Annotated in this window: 15 protein-coding genes; 8 read left to right on the top strand and 7 right to left on the bottom strand. The window is 71.6% G+C overall.

The annotated features are described in order from the left end of the window. Positions 1 to 6: 6 nt before the first annotated feature. From C4V41_RS28020 to C4V41_RS28010, 3 genes are all read left to right on the top strand, one after another. A complete protein-coding gene (locus C4V41_RS28020; RefSeq protein WP_103958942.1) occupies positions 7 to 351 on the top strand; it encodes a hypothetical protein in 345 nt (114 codons plus the stop codon). 97 nt (positions 352 to 448) lie between these two features. Beyond that, the gene (locus C4V41_RS28015) at positions 449 to 823 is read left to right on the top strand and encodes a VOC family protein (protein ID WP_103958941.1); all 375 of its coding nucleotides are present in this window, start codon (positions 449 to 451) and stop codon (positions 821 to 823) included. A 155-nt stretch (positions 824 to 978) separates the two neighbouring features. Further along, positions 979 to 1,968 (top strand): DMT family transporter, encoded by a 990-nt coding sequence (locus tag C4V41_RS28010; RefSeq protein WP_200824276.1) that lies wholly within the window; start codon positions 979 to 981, stop codon positions 1,966 to 1,968. On the opposite strand, the gene C4V41_RS28005 is transcribed toward C4V41_RS28010, so the two are convergent. Continuing rightward, positions 1,895 to 3,031 carry an FAD-dependent monooxygenase gene (locus C4V41_RS28005; RefSeq protein ID WP_103958940.1) on the bottom strand — a complete coding sequence of 379 codons (1,137 nt, stop codon included), beginning with the start codon at positions 3,029 to 3,031 and terminating at the stop codon, positions 1,895 to 1,897. The genes C4V41_RS28010 and C4V41_RS28005 overlap by 74 nt on opposite strands. A 75-nt stretch (positions 3,032 to 3,106) precedes the next feature. On the opposite strand from C4V41_RS28005, the gene C4V41_RS28000 reads away from it, so the two are divergent. Beyond that, positions 3,107 to 3,661 (top strand): TetR/AcrR family transcriptional regulator, encoded by a 555-nt coding sequence (locus C4V41_RS28000; RefSeq protein WP_200824275.1) that lies wholly within the window; start codon positions 3,107 to 3,109, stop codon positions 3,659 to 3,661. On the opposite strand, the gene C4V41_RS27995 is transcribed toward C4V41_RS28000, so the two are convergent. The 3 genes from C4V41_RS27995 to C4V41_RS27985 are packed head-to-tail and all read right to left on the bottom strand — an operon-like array spanning position 3,658 to position 7,392. Continuing rightward, a complete protein-coding gene (locus C4V41_RS27995) occupies positions 3,658 to 4,260 on the bottom strand; it encodes a VOC family protein (RefSeq protein WP_103958939.1) in 603 nt (200 codons plus the stop codon). The genes C4V41_RS28000 and C4V41_RS27995 overlap by 4 nt on opposite strands. 25 nt (positions 4,261 to 4,285) lie before the next feature. Then, on the bottom strand, positions 4,286 to 6,787 hold the full coding sequence (locus C4V41_RS62030) for an nSTAND1 domain-containing NTPase (protein ID WP_160150408.1): 2,502 nt from the start codon (positions 6,785 to 6,787) through the stop codon (positions 4,286 to 4,288). Positions 6,788 to 6,819: 32 nt separating this feature from the next. After that, positions 6,820 to 7,392, bottom strand: a complete 573-nt coding sequence (locus C4V41_RS27985) for a GNAT family N-acetyltransferase (RefSeq protein ID WP_103958938.1) — start codon at positions 7,390 to 7,392, stop codon at positions 6,820 to 6,822. Between the two features lie 106 nt (positions 7,393 to 7,498). Here C4V41_RS27985 and C4V41_RS27980 point away from each other — a divergent pair, with 106 nt between their 5' ends. Genes C4V41_RS27980 through C4V41_RS27970 form a run of 3 tightly spaced genes read left to right on the top strand, consistent with a single transcriptional unit; the run spans position 7,499 to position 10,901 of the window. Further along, entirely contained in the window at positions 7,499 to 8,701 is a 1,203-nt protein-coding gene (locus C4V41_RS27980) for an acyl-CoA dehydrogenase family protein (protein ID WP_103958937.1), read from the top strand. Further along, positions 8,698 to 9,861, top strand: a complete 1,164-nt coding sequence (locus C4V41_RS27975) for an acyl-CoA dehydrogenase family protein (RefSeq protein ID WP_103958936.1) — start codon at positions 8,698 to 8,700, stop codon at positions 9,859 to 9,861. Before C4V41_RS27980 ends, C4V41_RS27975 begins: the two co-directional genes overlap by 4 nt. Next, complete coding sequence (locus C4V41_RS27970) at positions 9,858 to 10,901, top strand: acyl-CoA dehydrogenase family protein (protein WP_103958935.1); 1,044 nt, start codon at positions 9,858 to 9,860, stop codon at positions 10,899 to 10,901. The genes C4V41_RS27975 and C4V41_RS27970 overlap by 4 nt, the downstream gene beginning before the upstream one ends. Here C4V41_RS27970 and C4V41_RS27965 read toward each other — a convergent pair. Further along, on the bottom strand, positions 10,872 to 11,492 hold the full coding sequence (locus C4V41_RS27965) for a TetR/AcrR family transcriptional regulator (protein WP_103958934.1): 621 nt from the start codon (positions 11,490 to 11,492) through the stop codon (positions 10,872 to 10,874). The genes C4V41_RS27970 and C4V41_RS27965 overlap by 30 nt on opposite strands. A 144-nt stretch (positions 11,493 to 11,636) precedes the next feature. Between C4V41_RS27965 and C4V41_RS27960 the strand changes: the two genes are divergently transcribed. After that, a complete protein-coding gene (locus C4V41_RS27960; protein ID WP_103958933.1) occupies positions 11,637 to 12,404 on the top strand; it encodes a nuclease-related domain-containing protein in 768 nt (255 codons plus the stop codon). Here the strand turns inward: C4V41_RS27960 and C4V41_RS27955 are convergent. Together C4V41_RS27955 and C4V41_RS27950 are read right to left on the bottom strand one after the other, a co-directional pair. After that, on the bottom strand, positions 12,401 to 13,765 hold the full coding sequence (locus tag C4V41_RS27955) for a vWA domain-containing protein (protein ID WP_103958932.1): 1,365 nt from the start codon (positions 13,763 to 13,765) through the stop codon (positions 12,401 to 12,403). The genes C4V41_RS27960 and C4V41_RS27955 overlap by 4 nt on opposite strands. Continuing rightward, positions 13,758 to 14,597, bottom strand: coding sequence for an AAA family ATPase (locus tag C4V41_RS27950; RefSeq protein WP_103958931.1), 840 nt, complete (start codon positions 14,595 to 14,597; stop codon positions 13,758 to 13,760). Before C4V41_RS27950 ends, C4V41_RS27955 begins: the two co-directional genes overlap by 8 nt. Between the last annotated feature and the right edge of the window lie 32 nt (positions 14,598 to 14,629).

Here is a 14,629-nt window from a genome sequence, read left to right as displayed (position 1 = left end):
GCTTCGATGGAGCTCTGGAACTATCGTCCTGACGTCTACGACCGTGGGCAGGCCCTGGACCTCGTGGGTTACCACGTTCAGGCCACCGACGGGAAGATCGGGTCCGTCGATGAGGCGACGTACGAGGTCGGCGAGAGCTACCTCATCGTCGACACCGGCCCGTGGATCTTCGGTAAGAAGGTCATGCTTCCGGCGCAGGTGATCACGAGCATCGATCCCCAGGAACGCAACGTGTTCGTGGCCCGGACCAAGGCCGAGATCAAGGCCGCGCCCGAGTTCGACGAGGACGCGTTCAAGGAAACCGAGTACCGGACGCGGCTGGGGGACTACTACGGCCGCTTCCCTGGGTGACCGCGCGTCGCACGATGGGGCCGCGCCCGGTTTTTCCGGGCGCGGCCCTTTCGTGTACCTGACAGAAGATGGCAGGTACGGCTGGGAGGCTGGTCCCATGACGACGAAAGCACGGCTTCTGGCCTTCAGCATCGACTGCTCCGACCCCAAGGCGCTGGCCGCGTTCTACCACGAGGTCACCGGGATGGAGATCACCTACTCCGAGGACGAGTACGCCGCCATCAGCGACGGCACCACCAGCGTCTACTTCGGCCGCGTCGCCGACCGCAAGCCGGTCACGTGGCCCAGCCCCGACAAGCAGTTCCACTTCGACTTCCGGGTCCCGGACGTCGAGAAGGCGGTCGCGGAGTACGTCGCACTGGGGGCCACCAAGCCCGAGTTCCAGCCGGGCGTCACCGACGAGGGCACCCGCTGGATCGTCCTCCAGGATCCGCAGGGTCACCTCTTCTGCGTATGCCCTGAGCAGGCATGACACACGGTGCGAAGCTCAAGGATCCGCCACATGTCCGTGCGGGTCGCACCCCCCAAGAGTTGAATTTTCAGCCTAAAGGATGATTCTGCCGCTTCGCGGGCCTCATAAGCTGGAGCAATGCTCTTGAAAGGATCCATGGCCCTGCGTGGGCCGCGATGACCTGGGTCGGCATGCTGATCGCCCTGGCAGGGGCGTTGGGCTACGCACTCGGCGCGGCCCTGCAGCAGTACGAGGCCGTGGCCGAGGGCGCCTCGCTCCGGCTGGTGCGGCGGCCTCGCTGGTGGATCGGCGGCGCCATCAGCTTCACCGGCGCCTGCCTGCACGCCGTGGCGCTGAGCTTCGCCCCGCTGGTGGCCGTCCAGCCGATCAGCGTGGCGACGCTGGTGTTCGCCGTGCCGCTGGCCGCGTTCATGTACGGGCGCAAGCCGTACCGCGCGGAGATCCTCGGCTCGATCGCCGTCGCCGTGGGCCTGCTCTGGCTCATGCTGCTGGTGCCCACGCACAACGTGACGCCCAGGCTGAGCGACGGCGCCGCGCTCGGGTTCGTGGCCGTGATCGCGGCCATCACGCTGGCCACCCAGTTCGCCGCGAGCCGGGCGCGCGGCTCGGCCAAGGCCCTGCTGCTCGCCGCCAGCGCCGGGGTGGCCACTGCCAGCGTGTCGACCTTCGTGCGCGTGGTCGGCGGCGGGATGGAGGGTGACTGGGGGCGGCTGATCCACTGGTTCAGCCTGGCCATCCCCGTGCTGCTGATCTGCGCGACGGTGCTGCTGCAGCGCTCCTACGCCGTGGGCTACTTCGGCATCGCCTACGCCGGGGTGCAGGTCATCGACCCCATCACCTCCGTGCTGGCCGGGGCGATCCTGCTCGGCGAGCCGCTGCCGACCAACCCCTCCACGGCCGTGCCCGCCGTGCTGGCCGCCGCCCTGACCATCGGCGGCACGATCACCCTGGGGCGGCTCACGCCCGACCACCACACGCCGGCCACCGTCAAGGCTCCGCTGGAGCGCACGGTCACCGTCAAGGCTCCGCTGGAGCGCACGGTCACCGTCAAGGCTCCGCTGGAGCGCACGGTCACCGTCCAGGGTCCGCCGGTGGACGCCACCGCAACATCTCGTCCATCGACCGCAACATCAGATCTGGGCTGAGCCGGGCCGCCGTCGCGAGTCCGTGGTCGCGCAGGCCGACCGCGATCGGGTTGCGCCACTGGGAGATCCGGCACAGCGCCGCCGACCGCCGTACGATCTTCGTGGTCCGCTCCATCCGCGCGGCGCTGTAGGCGGCCAGGTCGCCGCCGGCCACGTGCGCCAGCACGACCCCGTCCTCGATCGCCTGGCAGGCGCCCTGCCCGAGGTTCGGCGTCATCGCGTGCGCCGCGTCGCCCACCAGCGCCACCTTGCCCCGGTGATAGGCGGGCAGCGGCGTGGCGTGGTGATAGATGTCGTTGCGCAGGATCCGGCCGGGGCCGGCCGCCTCCAGCAGCGCCGGGATCGGGTCGTGCCAGGTCCCGAACCTGCGCAGCAGCTCCGCGCGCTCGTCCTGGTGCACGGTTCCGGCGGGCAGCGCGTCGGTGGCGTAGACGTAGACGACGTCGCCCTCCAGCAGGTGGATGCCGAACACCGTGCCCCGGCCCCAGCTCTCCGACCTGGGGATCGTCAGGCCATTGCGCGGTATGAGGCCGCGCCAGGCGGTCACCCCCGCGTACACGGGGCCGGGGTGCTCGGGGAAGAGCGCGCGCCGGGTGGCCGAATGGATGCCGTCGGCGCCCACGATGAGGTCGGCTTCGAGATCGCCGGCCTCCGTGCGTACGACGCCTTTCACCGCGTCCACCTCTGAGACGGCCGTGTCCAGGCGCAGGTGGTCGCGGCCGAGGGCGTCCGCCAGCACGTCCATCAGCGTGGCCCGCAGCAGGACGACCATCGAGTCGCCGTACCTGCTGTCCGCGCCCGCCTCGGTGGTGTGCACGAGCCAGGTCCCGTCCGAGCGCCGCAGGCCCACGCGCCCCTCCGCCGTGGACAGCTTGCGGATGTCGTCGCCCAGCCCGACGGCGTCGAGCGCCTTCAGCGCGTTGGCCGAGATCGCCAGCCCCGACCCGACGGGCTCGATCTTCGGCACGCGTTCCAGCACGGTCACGTCCCACCCCTTGCGGCGCAGCGCCACCCCGGCGGTCAGCCCGCCGACACCTCCGCCGATCACCACTGCCCTGGCCATCGCAGGCCCTCCTTCGTACTACGTCTGTAGTTTCAACATACTACGCCTGTAGTTAGCCCGGTAATATGGGGTCTCGTGAAACGCTCAGAGACGGTCGCCGACACGGCCATCACCCTGCTGGCCGAGCGGGGCATGCGGGGCCTCACCCACCGGGCCGTCGACGAGGCCGCCGGTCTGCCGCCCGGCTCCACCTCCAACCTGGCCCGCACCCGGGCCGCGCTGCTGGAGCTGACGCTGTCGCGGCTCACCGAGCTGGAGATGCGGGCGCTGGGCGCGGCCTACGAGAACGGGTCGTACGAGGTCGACGGGCTGCCCGCGCTCATGGCCGAGGCGCTGTTCGTGCAACTGGAGGACCGCAGGCGCACCCTGGCCCGCTACGAGCTGGCGCTGGAGGCGACCAGGCGGCCCGAACTCCGCAAGATCTACGACGAGGCCGGGCGCCGCTTCCGCGACCCGGCCGTGGTCATGCTGGCGACCCTGGGGTCATCGGATCCGGTACGTCACGCGCGCCAGCTTGTTGCCTTCGGCGAAGGGATCATGTTCGACGCCATCGTGGGGGCGGGCGCCGTGCCCACCCTCGACGAGATCCACGACGCCCTGCGCGATCTCCTCGCCGGGATGTTGCGCTAGATCGTGACCTCTCCGTGCCTCCCGGACAGCACGGCGGTCAAATGGGGGCGTGGGGAGGGCACGACGTCGGTGAAGACGCCGACGGCCGCCAGGTCCTTGGTGAGGGCGCCCGGGTCGGGGTGGCCGATCGTCAGGGACACCAGGCCGGCGGCCGGCAGGCCGCTCTCGGCCGGGTGCCGGGTGGCGCCCCAGTCGATGAGGAACGGCACCAGGCCCTGCGGCCGCGTGAGCCGCCAGCTCAGGAGGTCACCGGCCGGGGTGTGCCGCGACATGTCCCGCGCGTCGCCGGGGTCGTAGCCCTGGGCGCGGGCCCGCGCGACGGCCGCGTCGATGTCCTCGACCGCCACGGCCCAGCTCACCAGCGCCGCGCCCGTCAGCTCGTCGATCCCGAACGGCCGGGGATCGGGCGGCGGGTCCTGCTCGGGGTCCGGGCCGATGATCTCCAGGTAGCTCCTGCCGCCGAGCCCGATCAGGTGGTTGCGGGTGCCGAAGCCCGGGTGCCGGCCGCCTGGCGCGGCTCGTACGCCGAGCGAACCTTCGAGGTCCGCCACGGTCGCCGGCAGGTCCGGGGTCGCGTACACGAGATGGTCCAGGCTCATCACGGTGCCATTGTGCCCCGCCGGCTCAGCAGACCTCGCGGTAGAGGAGCTCCGGCAGGTGCCTGGCCCACTCCATGGGGGAGAGGCCGCCGTAGCGGGAGCAGACGTGCGCGGCGTGGTCTCTGGGGGCGGGCTCGCCGCGCAGGTCGAGGGTGAGTACGACGCCCCGGCCGGTCAGCACGCGCAACCGGTGCCCGTCCGGTGTGAAGACGGCCTGCGCCGGGCGGTCCGCCCCGGCCGCCGCCACCGGCCGGTCCACGATCAGGTCACCACCCCCGAGAGGCGGGCTCGGGCCGTCGGCGGGGTTTGGGACGTCGGCAGGGCTTGGGGCGTCGGCGGGGCTTGGGACGTCGGCGGGGCTTGGGGCGTCGGCGAGGCGCCAGACCCGTACGCGGTCGCTGTCCGTGCTGGCCAGCAGCCGCCCGTCCGGGCTGAAGCGCAGGTGCCCCGGCGAGGGCCGCAGCCGGTCGTCACCGGCGGGCACCCCGTCTAGGCCGTAGATCTGGATGCCGCCCTCCTCCGCGATCGCCACCTGGTCTCCACCGGGCGCGAACGTCGTGTACTCCCACGGCATCCGGTCCAGCCACGGCGCGGGCGACGTCCGGCCCGGCCGCCTGATCTCCGACCGCTTCCCCTCGAACACCAGCGCCACCCGATCCCCGGGCCCGACCACCACGTACTCGCCCACGTACGCCGCCCGCCGCGCTTTCAGGTCCCACGCCCACCGCTCGCCCGTCTGCCGGGCCGCCGCGAACAGCAGCCCGCCGCTCGGGCTGAACCAGGCCGACTGTTCCCCCGACGCCCCCAGCCCCCGCCCGAACGGCGGCCCGAGGGTTCTGGATGACAGGTCGAACAGGTACGAGCGGTCCACCCCGACCAGGGCCAGCGTGCGGCCGTCCGGCGACCAGGCCAGCGCCCGCACGCTCTGCACCGGCCCCGGCAGGGTGGCGATCGGGCGGCCGGACTCGAGGTCGTACAGCCGCAGCGTGCCCTCGTCCAGCGCCGCCAGCGTGGCCCCGTCGCCGGTGACGGCGTGCAGCGAGCGCGGCCCCGCGTACGGGTCGGCGAACACGTCCATGGCCGCGTCCGGGGCCGTCAGCGCCTTGCGGGCCTCGGGAATCGGCGCCAGCCGGTAGGCGGCCAGGCTCAGCTTGCGGGCCGTCACCGGGTCGGCCAGCCGCAGCGACTCGGCCCTGGACGCCGCCACCCGCGCCATCGCCTCGTCGAACCGCACCTCGGCGGCATCGCGCTGCCAGAGCGCGACCAGCGCCGCCACCAGCGCGACCGACAGCAGGCCCGCCAGCAGCCCCGCCGTGGCGGTCCGCCGCCTGCGCGCCCGCCGGCGTACCCGTCCGATGCCGGCGTCGAGAAAGGTCTGCTCGCCCGCGCTCAGCGTCACCCGCCGCCGCGCGCCCGCCGCCCACGCCAGCGCCCGGTCCAGCGGCTCGCCCTCGAAGAGCTGCGCCTCCCGCCGCCCGCCCGCCTCCCACTGCCGGGCCGCCCCCGCCAGCTCCCGGTGCACGGGCAGTCCGTCGCGCTCGCCGTCGAGCCACTCGTGCAGCCGCGGCCAGGCCCGGAGCAGGGCCGCGTGCGCGATGGACAGCCCGTCCCGCTCGCTGACCAGCCCCGCCTTCCCGTACGCCGCCAGCACCCGCTCGATCGCGGCCACCTCTTCGGCGCCGCGCCCGGCGACCAGCTCGTCCGGGGCGGCGCGGATCACGGTGTCGGTGCCGTCGGCGTCGAGCCCCACCAGCCGCAGGAACACGTCCGGCACCAGCTCCTGCTCCGCCGGGCTGAGCGCCAGATAGACGGCCTCGGCGCGGGCTCCCAGCGGCGGGTCGTCGATGGGCTCGGGAGGCAGCAGGCGGCCCTGCTGGGACTGGGGCGCGTCGAGCAGGGACATGAGGAGCTGGCGGGCGCTCGGGCGGCGTTCGGGGTCGCGGTCGAGCGCGGCGGCCACCAGCCCGCGTAAGGGGCGGTCGAGGCGCTCGCCGCCGCCTAATCGGTCGTCGGGGCCGTACGCGGCGAAGATCAGCAGCCGCCCCCACGCGAGCAGGTCCGCGGGCGGCCCGCCGAGATCGCCCGCCAGCCCCAGCCCGACGAGCCGGGGCCCCTCGGCCCCCAGGACGACCTTGTCCGGCGTGAGCGCCCCGTGCGTCGCGCCCGCCTCGTGCACGGCCGCCAGCGCGGTGGCCGTCGCGGCGGCCAGCCGGTAGAGGTCGTCGCCCGTGTACGGGCCGTGCCGGTCGACGACCTGGCGCAGGGTGGGGCCCTCGATGTACTCGCTGACCAGGTAGGGAGGCTCCCCCCACAGGCACGCCTCGGTCAGCCCGGCGACCGACAGGGAGCGCACGTGCCCGGCGGCCTCGGCGCAGGCGGCGAACCTGGCCCTGGCCTCGTCGTCCGGCAGGTCGGGCAGGCCCAGCGCATGGCGCGCGCCCGACTCGTCGTACGCCTCGCGGACGATGACCTGCCCGCCGGTGTCGAGCCGGGCACCGAGCCAATAGCCTCCCAGGCGATCAGTCATGCCGGATGAGACGCCGCCCTTCTACGGGTGGTTCACGCCAGGCGGGCCCTGTGCCGCGGCCACTCCTCTTCGAGGATGCCGAAATAGACGGTGTCGCGCCAGGTGCCGTCGGGCCTCTTGCGGTGGCGGCGCAGGGTGCCCTCGTGCACGCCGCCGATGCGCTTGATGGCGTTCTGCGACCGGAGGTTGAGCACGTCGGTCTTGAGCAGCACGCGGTTGTAGCCGACGGTGAAGGCGTGGCCGACGAGCAGCAGCTTGCAGTTCGTGTTCACCGCCGTGCGCCAGTGGGCGCGGCCGTACCAGGTCCAGCCGATCTCGATGCTCTCGTCGAACCCGGGCACGTCGGCGTACGTGGTCCAGCCGACGGCCCGGCCGCCCTCCTTCGGCACCACGGCGAACGGCACGTGCTTGTCGTCGTCGATCAGGCCGCGGGCGATCTTGCCCAGCTCCGCCTCGCTGCGCGGCGCGGCGACCGGCATCCACCGCCAGACCTCCTCGTCCCCGCCGCCGGCGGCGAACAGGTCGGGCACGTGGTCCATGGAGAGGGGCTCAAGCCGTACGACGTCGTTCTCGAGCACCACGGGAGCGGGAAGTTGCGCGGTCATGACGGCAACTTTAGGGCGTGCAAGAAGTCCTGATTATGGCCACCTGACCCTTTTTGCGGGGAACCACCTGTCGACACTCATACCGGCCGGTCGGTAGGCTCACGGCATGGACTTCGCCTTCGACACCGTCACCGAGGACCTGCGCGAGCGACTGCTCCGCTTCATGGACGAATGCGTCTATCCCGCCGAGCCCGCCTTCGAAGAGCAGGCGGCCACCAGCGGCTGGAGCCCGCCGCCGCTGCTGGACGACCTGAAGGACGAGGCCAGGAAGCGCGGCCTGTGGAATCTGTTCCTGCCCGGCGAGCACGGCGCCGGGCTGACCAACCTGCGGTACGCGCCGCTCGCGGAGATCATGGGCCGCAGCCCGTCCCTCGCCCCCACGGCCACCAACTGCGCCGCGCCCGACACCGGCAACATGGAAGTGCTGTCCATGTTCGGCAGTGAGTGGCAGCGCAAGGAGTGGCTGACCCCGCTGCTCGACGGCGAGATCCGTTCGGCGTTCGCGATGACCGAGCCCGACGTGGCCTCCTCCGACGCCACGAACATCGCCACCTCCATCGTCCGCGACGGCGGCGAATACGTGATCAACGGCCGCAAATGGTTCATCTCCGGCGCGATGAACCCCAACTGCAAGATCTTCATCGTCATGGGCAAGACGAACCCCGACGCGCCCAAGCACCGCCAGCAGAGCATGATCCTGGTGCCCCGCGACACCCCCGGGCTGCACATCAAGCGCGGCATGCACGTGTTCGGCTACACCGACGCCGACCACGGCGGCCACGCCGAGATCGTCTTCGAGGACGTGCGCGTGCCGGCGGACAACCTCATCGGCGAGGAGGGCGGCGGCTTCGCCATCGCCCAGGCCCGCCTCGGCCCCGGCCGCATCCACCACTGCATGCGCCTGATCGGCATGGCCGAGCGCGCCGTCGAGATGATGTGCCGGCGGGCCCTGTCCAGGACCACCTTCGGCAAGCCCGTGGCCCAGCAGGGCGTGGTTCAAGACTGGATCGCCGAGTCCCGCATCAAGATCGAGCAGGCCCGCCTGCTCGTCCTCAAGACCGCCTGGCTCATGGACACGGCGGGCAACCAGGGCGCCCACACCGAGATCCAGGCCATCAAGATCTCCACCCCGATCACGGTGGAGTGGATCCTCGACAAGGCCGTCCAGGTGCACGGCGCGGGCGGCGTCTCCCAGGACTTCCCGCTGGCCGCCCTCTGGGCGGGAGCCCGCTCCCTGCGCCTGGCGGACGGGCCCGACGAGGTCCACAAGCGGTCATTGGCCTATCGCGAGCTGAAGAGGTGGATGTGAACGAGGCGGAGATCAAGGAGCGGCTGGCGGCGTTCCTCGGGGAGCACGACCCTGACGGGGATCGGCTGGAGTTCCTGCGGGCCAGGTTCGACGCCGGGCTGGCCTGGGTGTGGTTTCCCGAGGGGCTCGGTGGCCTGGGGGCGCACCGGGAGCTGCAGCAGGTCGTCGAGCGCGAGCTGGTGAACACGCCGCAGATCAGCGCCGGGCTCCAGGGCATCGGGCTGGGGATGGCGGCGCCGACGATCCTGGCGTTCGGGACCGAGGAGCAGCGGCGCCGGTTCCTGCGGCCGCTGTGGACCGGGGAGGAGATCTGGTGCCAGCTCTTCAGCGAGCCCGGCGCGGGGTCCGACCTGGCCACGCTGGGGACGCGGGCGGTCAGGGACGGTGACGAGTGGGTGGTGGACGGCCAGAAGGTGTGGACGTCCGGGGCCCATCACTCCCGGTGGGCGATCCTGGTCACCCGTACCGATCCGGACGTGCCGAAGCACCGCGGGATGACGTACTTCATCTGCGACATGCACGCCCCCGGCGTCGAGGTGCGGCCGCTGCGGCAGATCACCGGTGAGGCCGAGTTCAACGAGGTGTTCCTGACCGGCGTGCGGCTCTCCGACGACCTGCGGCTGGGCGAGGTCGGCGACGGCTGGCGGGTCGCGCAGACCACGCTGATGAACGAGCGGGTCGCGATCGGCGGCGCGCCCACGCGGCGCGGGGGCGGCATGGTGGCCTCCGTGCTCGACGCCTGGCGCGAGCGGCCGGAGCTGCGCACGCACGAGCTGCACCAGCGGCTGCTGTCGTTGTGGGTGGAGGCCGAGGTGACCCGGCTGTCGGGGGCGCGGCTGCGCGAGCAGCTCGCCGCGGGCCATCCGGGGCCCGAGGGGTCGGGGATGAAGCTGTCGTTCGCCCGGCTCAACCAGGCGTTGTCGGGGTTCGACGTGGAGTTCAGGCGCGAGCTGGGCTACGGCGACTGGACGTTCCGCCGCTCCGAGGACGTCGACTTCTACGGCCGTGACCCCGGTTACCGCTATCTGCGGGCCAAGGGCAACTCGATCGAGGGCGGCACGTCCGAGATCCTGCGCAACATCATCTCCGAGCGGGTGCTCGGCCTGCCGTCGGAACCCCGCGTCGACAAGGACGTGCCCTGGAAGGACCTGCCGCGATGACGCTGCTGTACTCGGAGGTCGAGGAAGAGCTCAGGTCCGCCGTGCGCGGGCTGCTCGCCGATCGGTGCCCGCCCGCCGCGGTGCTCAAGCGGATCGAGTCCGACCCGTACGACCTGGACCTGTGGAAGACGCTGGCGGGCGAGATCGGGGTGGCCGGGCTGCTCGTTCCCGAGGATCTGGGCGGCGCCGGCGCTTCGGCGAGCGAGGTGGCCGTGGTGCTGGAGGAGCTGGGCCGGGCGGTGGCGCCGGTGCCGTTCTTCACCAGCTCGGTGCTGGCCACGCAGGCGCTGCTGCCCACCCGTGATCCGCTGCTCCGTGAGCTGGCCGAGGGCCGGATCACGGCCGCGCTGGTGGTGTCGTTCGCGGCGTCGCCGTACCGGCCGGAGCGGGGTGCGGAGGTGCGGCTGGAGGGTGACCGGCTGACCGGCACCGTCACCGGGGTGGCCGGGGCCGAGGTGGCCGACGTGCTGCTGGTGCCGGTGGACGGCGACCTGTACGCGGTCGAGGGCGCCTCTGTGGCGGTCGTCTCCTCGCTCGATCTGACCAGGCCGGTCGCCACCGTCACGTTCGATCGGGCGCCGGCCCGGCGGGTGGGGGCGTGCGACCTGGCCGGGGTGCTGCGGTTCGGGGCCGGGCTGCTGGCCTCCGAGCAGCTCGGGGTGGCCGAGTGGTGCCTGGAGACGACGCTGGCCTACGTCAAGGAGCGTCACCAGTTCGCCCGGCCGATCGGGTCGTTCCAGGCGATCAAGCACCGGCTGGCGGATCTGTGGCTGGACGTGGTGCGGGCCAGGGCGGCGGCCCGTGGCGCCGCGGCCGACACTTCCGACATTTCGGTGGCGGTCGCCCAGTCGTGGAACGCCGGGGTCGCTGTTCACGTGGCCGAAGAAGCCCTGCAGTTGCACGGCGGGATCGGGATGACGTGGGAGCACCCCGTACATCTCTATCTCAAGCGCGCCAAGGCCACCGAGATCGCGCTGGGCACGCCCGGCGACCACCGCGAGGCGCTGGCCTCACTCGTCGGTGTCCCCGGCCCCGAGTGAGCTGAGCAGCAGGTCGGCGAAGTGCCTGCCCACCTGGGCGCCGGTCAGCGGCCCCGCCGCGTGGAACCACGTGCCCAGGTGGTGCACCGAGCCGAAGAAGAAGTCGACGACCAGCTCCGCCGGGACGCGGTCGTCGAAGATGCCGGCCCGCTGTCCCTCGGCCACGAGGGCGCGGAAGCGTTCGTGGTAGCGGCGGCGCTCGGCGCGCACGGTCTTCTGCGTCTCGGAGGCGAGCAGGTGGATCGACCTGAAGAAGATCTTCGAGTCGTCGAGGTTCGCGGTCGTCGTCTCCACGACGTCGGCCGCGGCCTTGTGCAGGCGCTGCCGCAGCGTGCCGGGCCCGTCGGCGATCTGGGTCAGCCGGTCCATCTGCATGCGCAGGACGCGGGCGTAGATCTCGTGGAGCAGGTCATCCTTGGAGTCGAAATAGTGGTACATGGCGCCTTTTGTGACGCCGGCCGCCAATACGATCTCCTGGACCGACGTGCTCTCGAAGCCGCGCTCGGCGAACAGCCGGGTGGCCTCGGCCAGCAACCGCTGCCTGACCGGTTCCTCTTTCACATGATCCCCCTTGGTCACGTGCCTTAGCATACCGACTGGTCGGTTGACCGTCTTGCCGGTGCCAAACTCCTCACCTTAGGCTTGCCTTGGTTAAGGGGCGGGTATCTCTTGACCGGCGAGGGATCTTCGGCGTGGCAGATCCTGTGAAACACCTACTCATTCGGGGAGTTTGCCGTGCCCGGTGGCTCTATCTACGTGCAGCAGAACGAGAAGTACACAGGGTCATCCCCGCAGTGGTGGTATGAGAAGTTCTGGCGCGAGGACGCTCCCAACCGGCGCAAGCACCGGTACGTCAAGGCCGGCGTGGGATTCGTCATCGGCGTCGCGATTGCCCTGCGGTTCGACCTCACCGGCGCCTCTCCGCTATTCGGCCTGCTGCTGGGCGGGATCGTGGCCGGAGCCGACTGGGGCTTCTACTGGTACTCGTTCCACCGGACGGCCGTGTGGCGTGGTGCCCGGCGGGGTGAGGTGATCACCGGCAGGACGCTGCGCCGGTCGCTCAACCGGCTCGGCTACCACGTCCTCGACGGCCGTGCGATCCGCGGCCAGGCGTCGATCGACCACCTCGTGATCGGGCCGGGCGGCCTGTGGATCATCGACAACGAGTCGTGGAGCCCGGACATCGAGATCGCCTGCTACGCGGGGCGGCTGTTCTTCGGCGAGAAATACGGCAGCAAGGTCGCCAAGCCGCTGGTGGAGACGGCCGAGGCGTTCGCCGAGCTGCTGACCCGCGAGACCGGGGTCCCGGTGACGATCCGGCCCATGATCGCGGTGCACTGCGGCATCCTGCCCAAGAACGGCGTCGTGATGGGCGAGGGGCTCACGCTGCTCAAGCCGCGGCTGACGGCCAGGCTGATCAAGGCGGCCGACGTCGACGTGCTCGACGCCGCGCAGATCGAGCTGCTGTCCCGCACCGCGGCCCGCGAGCTGCAGCGCGTTTAGGCGATGCTCTCGATGAACGCCGTGAGCTGGGTGACGTTGCGGCACTCGTACATCGGGACGATCGTGCCGTAGTCGCTCGCGATGGAGTCGCCCGTGTCCCACTGCTGCTTCGGCTCAGGGTTGAGCCAGTAGGCGTGGCGGGACCGGGCGGCGAGTGATTTCAGCACGTCCAGGGCGGGCGGCTGGTAGTTGGAGCGGGCGTCGCCCAGGATGAGCAGGGACGTCTTGGGGCCGATGGCGTCGGCGTACCGCTCGGCGAAGCGTTCCAGGGAGTGCCCGTAGTTGGTACGGCCGAAGCGCACCATGTCGGCCTCGTTCGCCAGCCTGGTCATCGCCTCGACGACGTCGGCGCCCGGCTGGAAGAACCGGGTGATCTCGTCCACCGTGTCGACGAACCCGAACGCCCTGACCTTGGTGAACTGCTCGCGCAGCGCGTACGTGAGCAGCAGCGTGAAGTGCGCGAACGACGAGACCGAGTCGCTGGTGTCACAGAGGATCACCAGCTCGGGCTTGTGCGGCCGGGGCGGCTTGAAGTGGGTCGTCAGCGGCACGCCGCCGCTCTGCAGCGAGGCCCGCATGGTCCTGCGGAAGTCGAGCCGGCCCCGCCTGCCCTTCCTGTGCTTGATGGTCAGCCGGGCGGCCAGCCGCCTGGCCAGCGGATAGACCTCCCTGCGCAGCCTGGCCAGGTCGGCCTTCGTGACGCGCAGGAAGTCGATCTGGTCGATCGGCGGCCGCACGGCCGAGCGGGCGATGCGCTCGATCCCCGAGTCCTCGGCGATGCGGCGGCGCACGTCGGTGGCCACGGCCTCCTCGAAGCGCCGCAGGTTGGAGTTGACCCGCTGGCGTACGGTCTTCTCCGCCAGCCCGCCGCGCTCCCGGCCTTGCAGGACATCGCGCAGGATGCCGGCCATCAGCGTCTCGGGCGACAGGGCGCGCATGACGCTGTAGGAGAACCAGTTCTGGCGGCCGGGCGCGGCCTGCTGCCGGCCGAACCGCTCCACCATGGCCTCGGCGAACTCGCGCAGCTCCTGGTCGGTCGAACCGGTCAGCAGCCCCGCCAGGTGCTCGCGCAGCTCCTTGACCTCGGCCGTCGCCGGCTCCGGCCGGTCGTGCGCGCGCAGCCCGCTGGTGGACGCCGGGAACCACAGGTCGAACAACACGTCGAACCCCGGCCGGTAGGCCGGCTTCTTGACCAGCGTGGCCGCGTACGCCGCCCGCAGCGACTCCCGGTCGCCCAGCTCGATCACCCGCAGGGCGTGCGCGGCGTCCAGCCCCTCGGCCACCGAGACCGGCACCCCGGCGGCGCGCAGCGCGTGCACGAAGCCGACGTGCCGGTCGACCAGCGAGCCCCGCTCAGGCATCGGACAGCCCCAGCTCCTTGATCGCCCGCGCCTGGTCGGAGGCGTGCTTGAGCACCACGCCGAGCGTGCCCGCCACGGTGGCCTCGTCGAGCTCGTCGCGGCCGAGCGCCAGCAGCGTGTTCGCCCAGTCCACGGTCTCGGCCACGGACGGCGCCTTCTTCAGCTCCAGCGCCCGCATCGTGGCCACGGTCCTGGCCAGTTGCTCGGCCAGGTCGGCCCGGATGGAGGGCACCTGGGCCAGCACGATGTCGCGCTCGCGCTCCGGGGTCGGGTATTCGATGTGCAGGTAGAGGCAGCGCCGCTTGAGCGCCTCGGACAGCTCGCGGGTGGCGTTGGAGGTGAGCACCACGAACGGCCTGCGCGTCGCGGCGATGGTGCCCAGCTCGGGGATCGTGATCTGGAAGTCGGACAGCAGCTCCAGCAGCAGCCCCTCGACCTCCACGTCGGCCTTGTCGGTCTCGTCGATGAGCAGCACGGTCGGCTCCGCGGACCTGATGGCCTTGAGCAGGGGCCGCTCCAGCAGGAACTCCTCGCTGAAGATGTCGTCGTCGGCGCTGGTGGCCTGGATGCGCAGGAGCTGCTTCTTGTAGTTCCACTCGTACAGGGCCCGGGCCTCGTCGAGCCCCTCGTAGCACTGGAGCCTGACCAGCCCGGCCCCGGTCGTCTGGGCCACCGCCTTGGCGAGCTGTGTCTTGCCGACCCCCGCGGGGCCTTCGACGAGCAGCGGCTTGCCCAGCGCCGCGGCCAGGAACACCGAGGTGGAGATGGCGTCGTCGGAGAGGTAGTCCACGGCGGCGAGCCGCTCCGTCACTTCGGCGGGCGAGTCGAACATCGATGCTCCCTGTCTGCAGGCCGAACTTTATT

It is taken from the genome of Nonomuraea solani (assembly GCF_900108335.1).
Taxonomy (GTDB): domain Bacteria; phylum Actinomycetota; class Actinomycetes; order Streptosporangiales; family Streptosporangiaceae; genus Nonomuraea; species Nonomuraea solani.
The sequence above is the reverse complement of the archived record's forward strand: the minus strand, read 5'-3'. Positions and strand labels throughout refer to the sequence as shown.

Excerpts from the sequence above, each read along its gene's own strand:
- C4V41_RS28020 (WP_103958942.1), top strand. The coding sequence starts at position 7 with ATGGAGCTCTGGAACTATCGTCCTGACGTCTACGACCGTGGGCAGGCC.
- C4V41_RS28015 (WP_103958941.1), top strand. The coding sequence starts at position 449 with ATGACGACGAAAGCACGGCTTCTGGCCTTCAGCATCGACTGCTCCGAC.
- C4V41_RS28010 (WP_200824276.1), top strand. The coding sequence starts at position 979 with ATGACCTGGGTCGGCATGCTGATCGCCCTGGCAGGGGCGTTGGGCTAC.
- C4V41_RS28005 (WP_103958940.1), bottom strand. The coding sequence starts at position 3,031 with ATGGCCAGGGCAGTGGTGATCGGCGGAGGTGTCGGCGGGCTGACCGCC.
- C4V41_RS27995 (WP_103958939.1), bottom strand. The coding sequence starts at position 4,260 with ATGAGCCTGGACCATCTCGTGTACGCGACCCCGGACCTGCCGGCGACC.
- C4V41_RS62030 (WP_160150408.1), bottom strand. The coding sequence starts at position 6,787 with ATGACTGATCGCCTGGGAGGCTATTGGCTCGGTGCCCGGCTCGACACC.
- C4V41_RS27985 (WP_103958938.1), bottom strand. The coding sequence starts at position 7,392 with ATGACCGCGCAACTTCCCGCTCCCGTGGTGCTCGAGAACGACGTCGTA.
- C4V41_RS27980 (WP_103958937.1), top strand. The coding sequence starts at position 7,499 with ATGGACTTCGCCTTCGACACCGTCACCGAGGACCTGCGCGAGCGACTG.
- C4V41_RS27970 (WP_103958935.1), top strand. The coding sequence starts at position 9,858 with ATGACGCTGCTGTACTCGGAGGTCGAGGAAGAGCTCAGGTCCGCCGTG.
- C4V41_RS27965 (WP_103958934.1), bottom strand. The coding sequence starts at position 11,492 with ATGCTAAGGCACGTGACCAAGGGGGATCATGTGAAAGAGGAACCGGTC.
- C4V41_RS27955 (WP_103958932.1), bottom strand. The coding sequence starts at position 13,765 with ATGCCTGAGCGGGGCTCGCTGGTCGACCGGCACGTCGGCTTCGTGCAC.
- C4V41_RS27950 (WP_103958931.1), bottom strand. The coding sequence starts at position 14,597 with ATGTTCGACTCGCCCGCCGAAGTGACGGAGCGGCTCGCCGCCGTGGAC.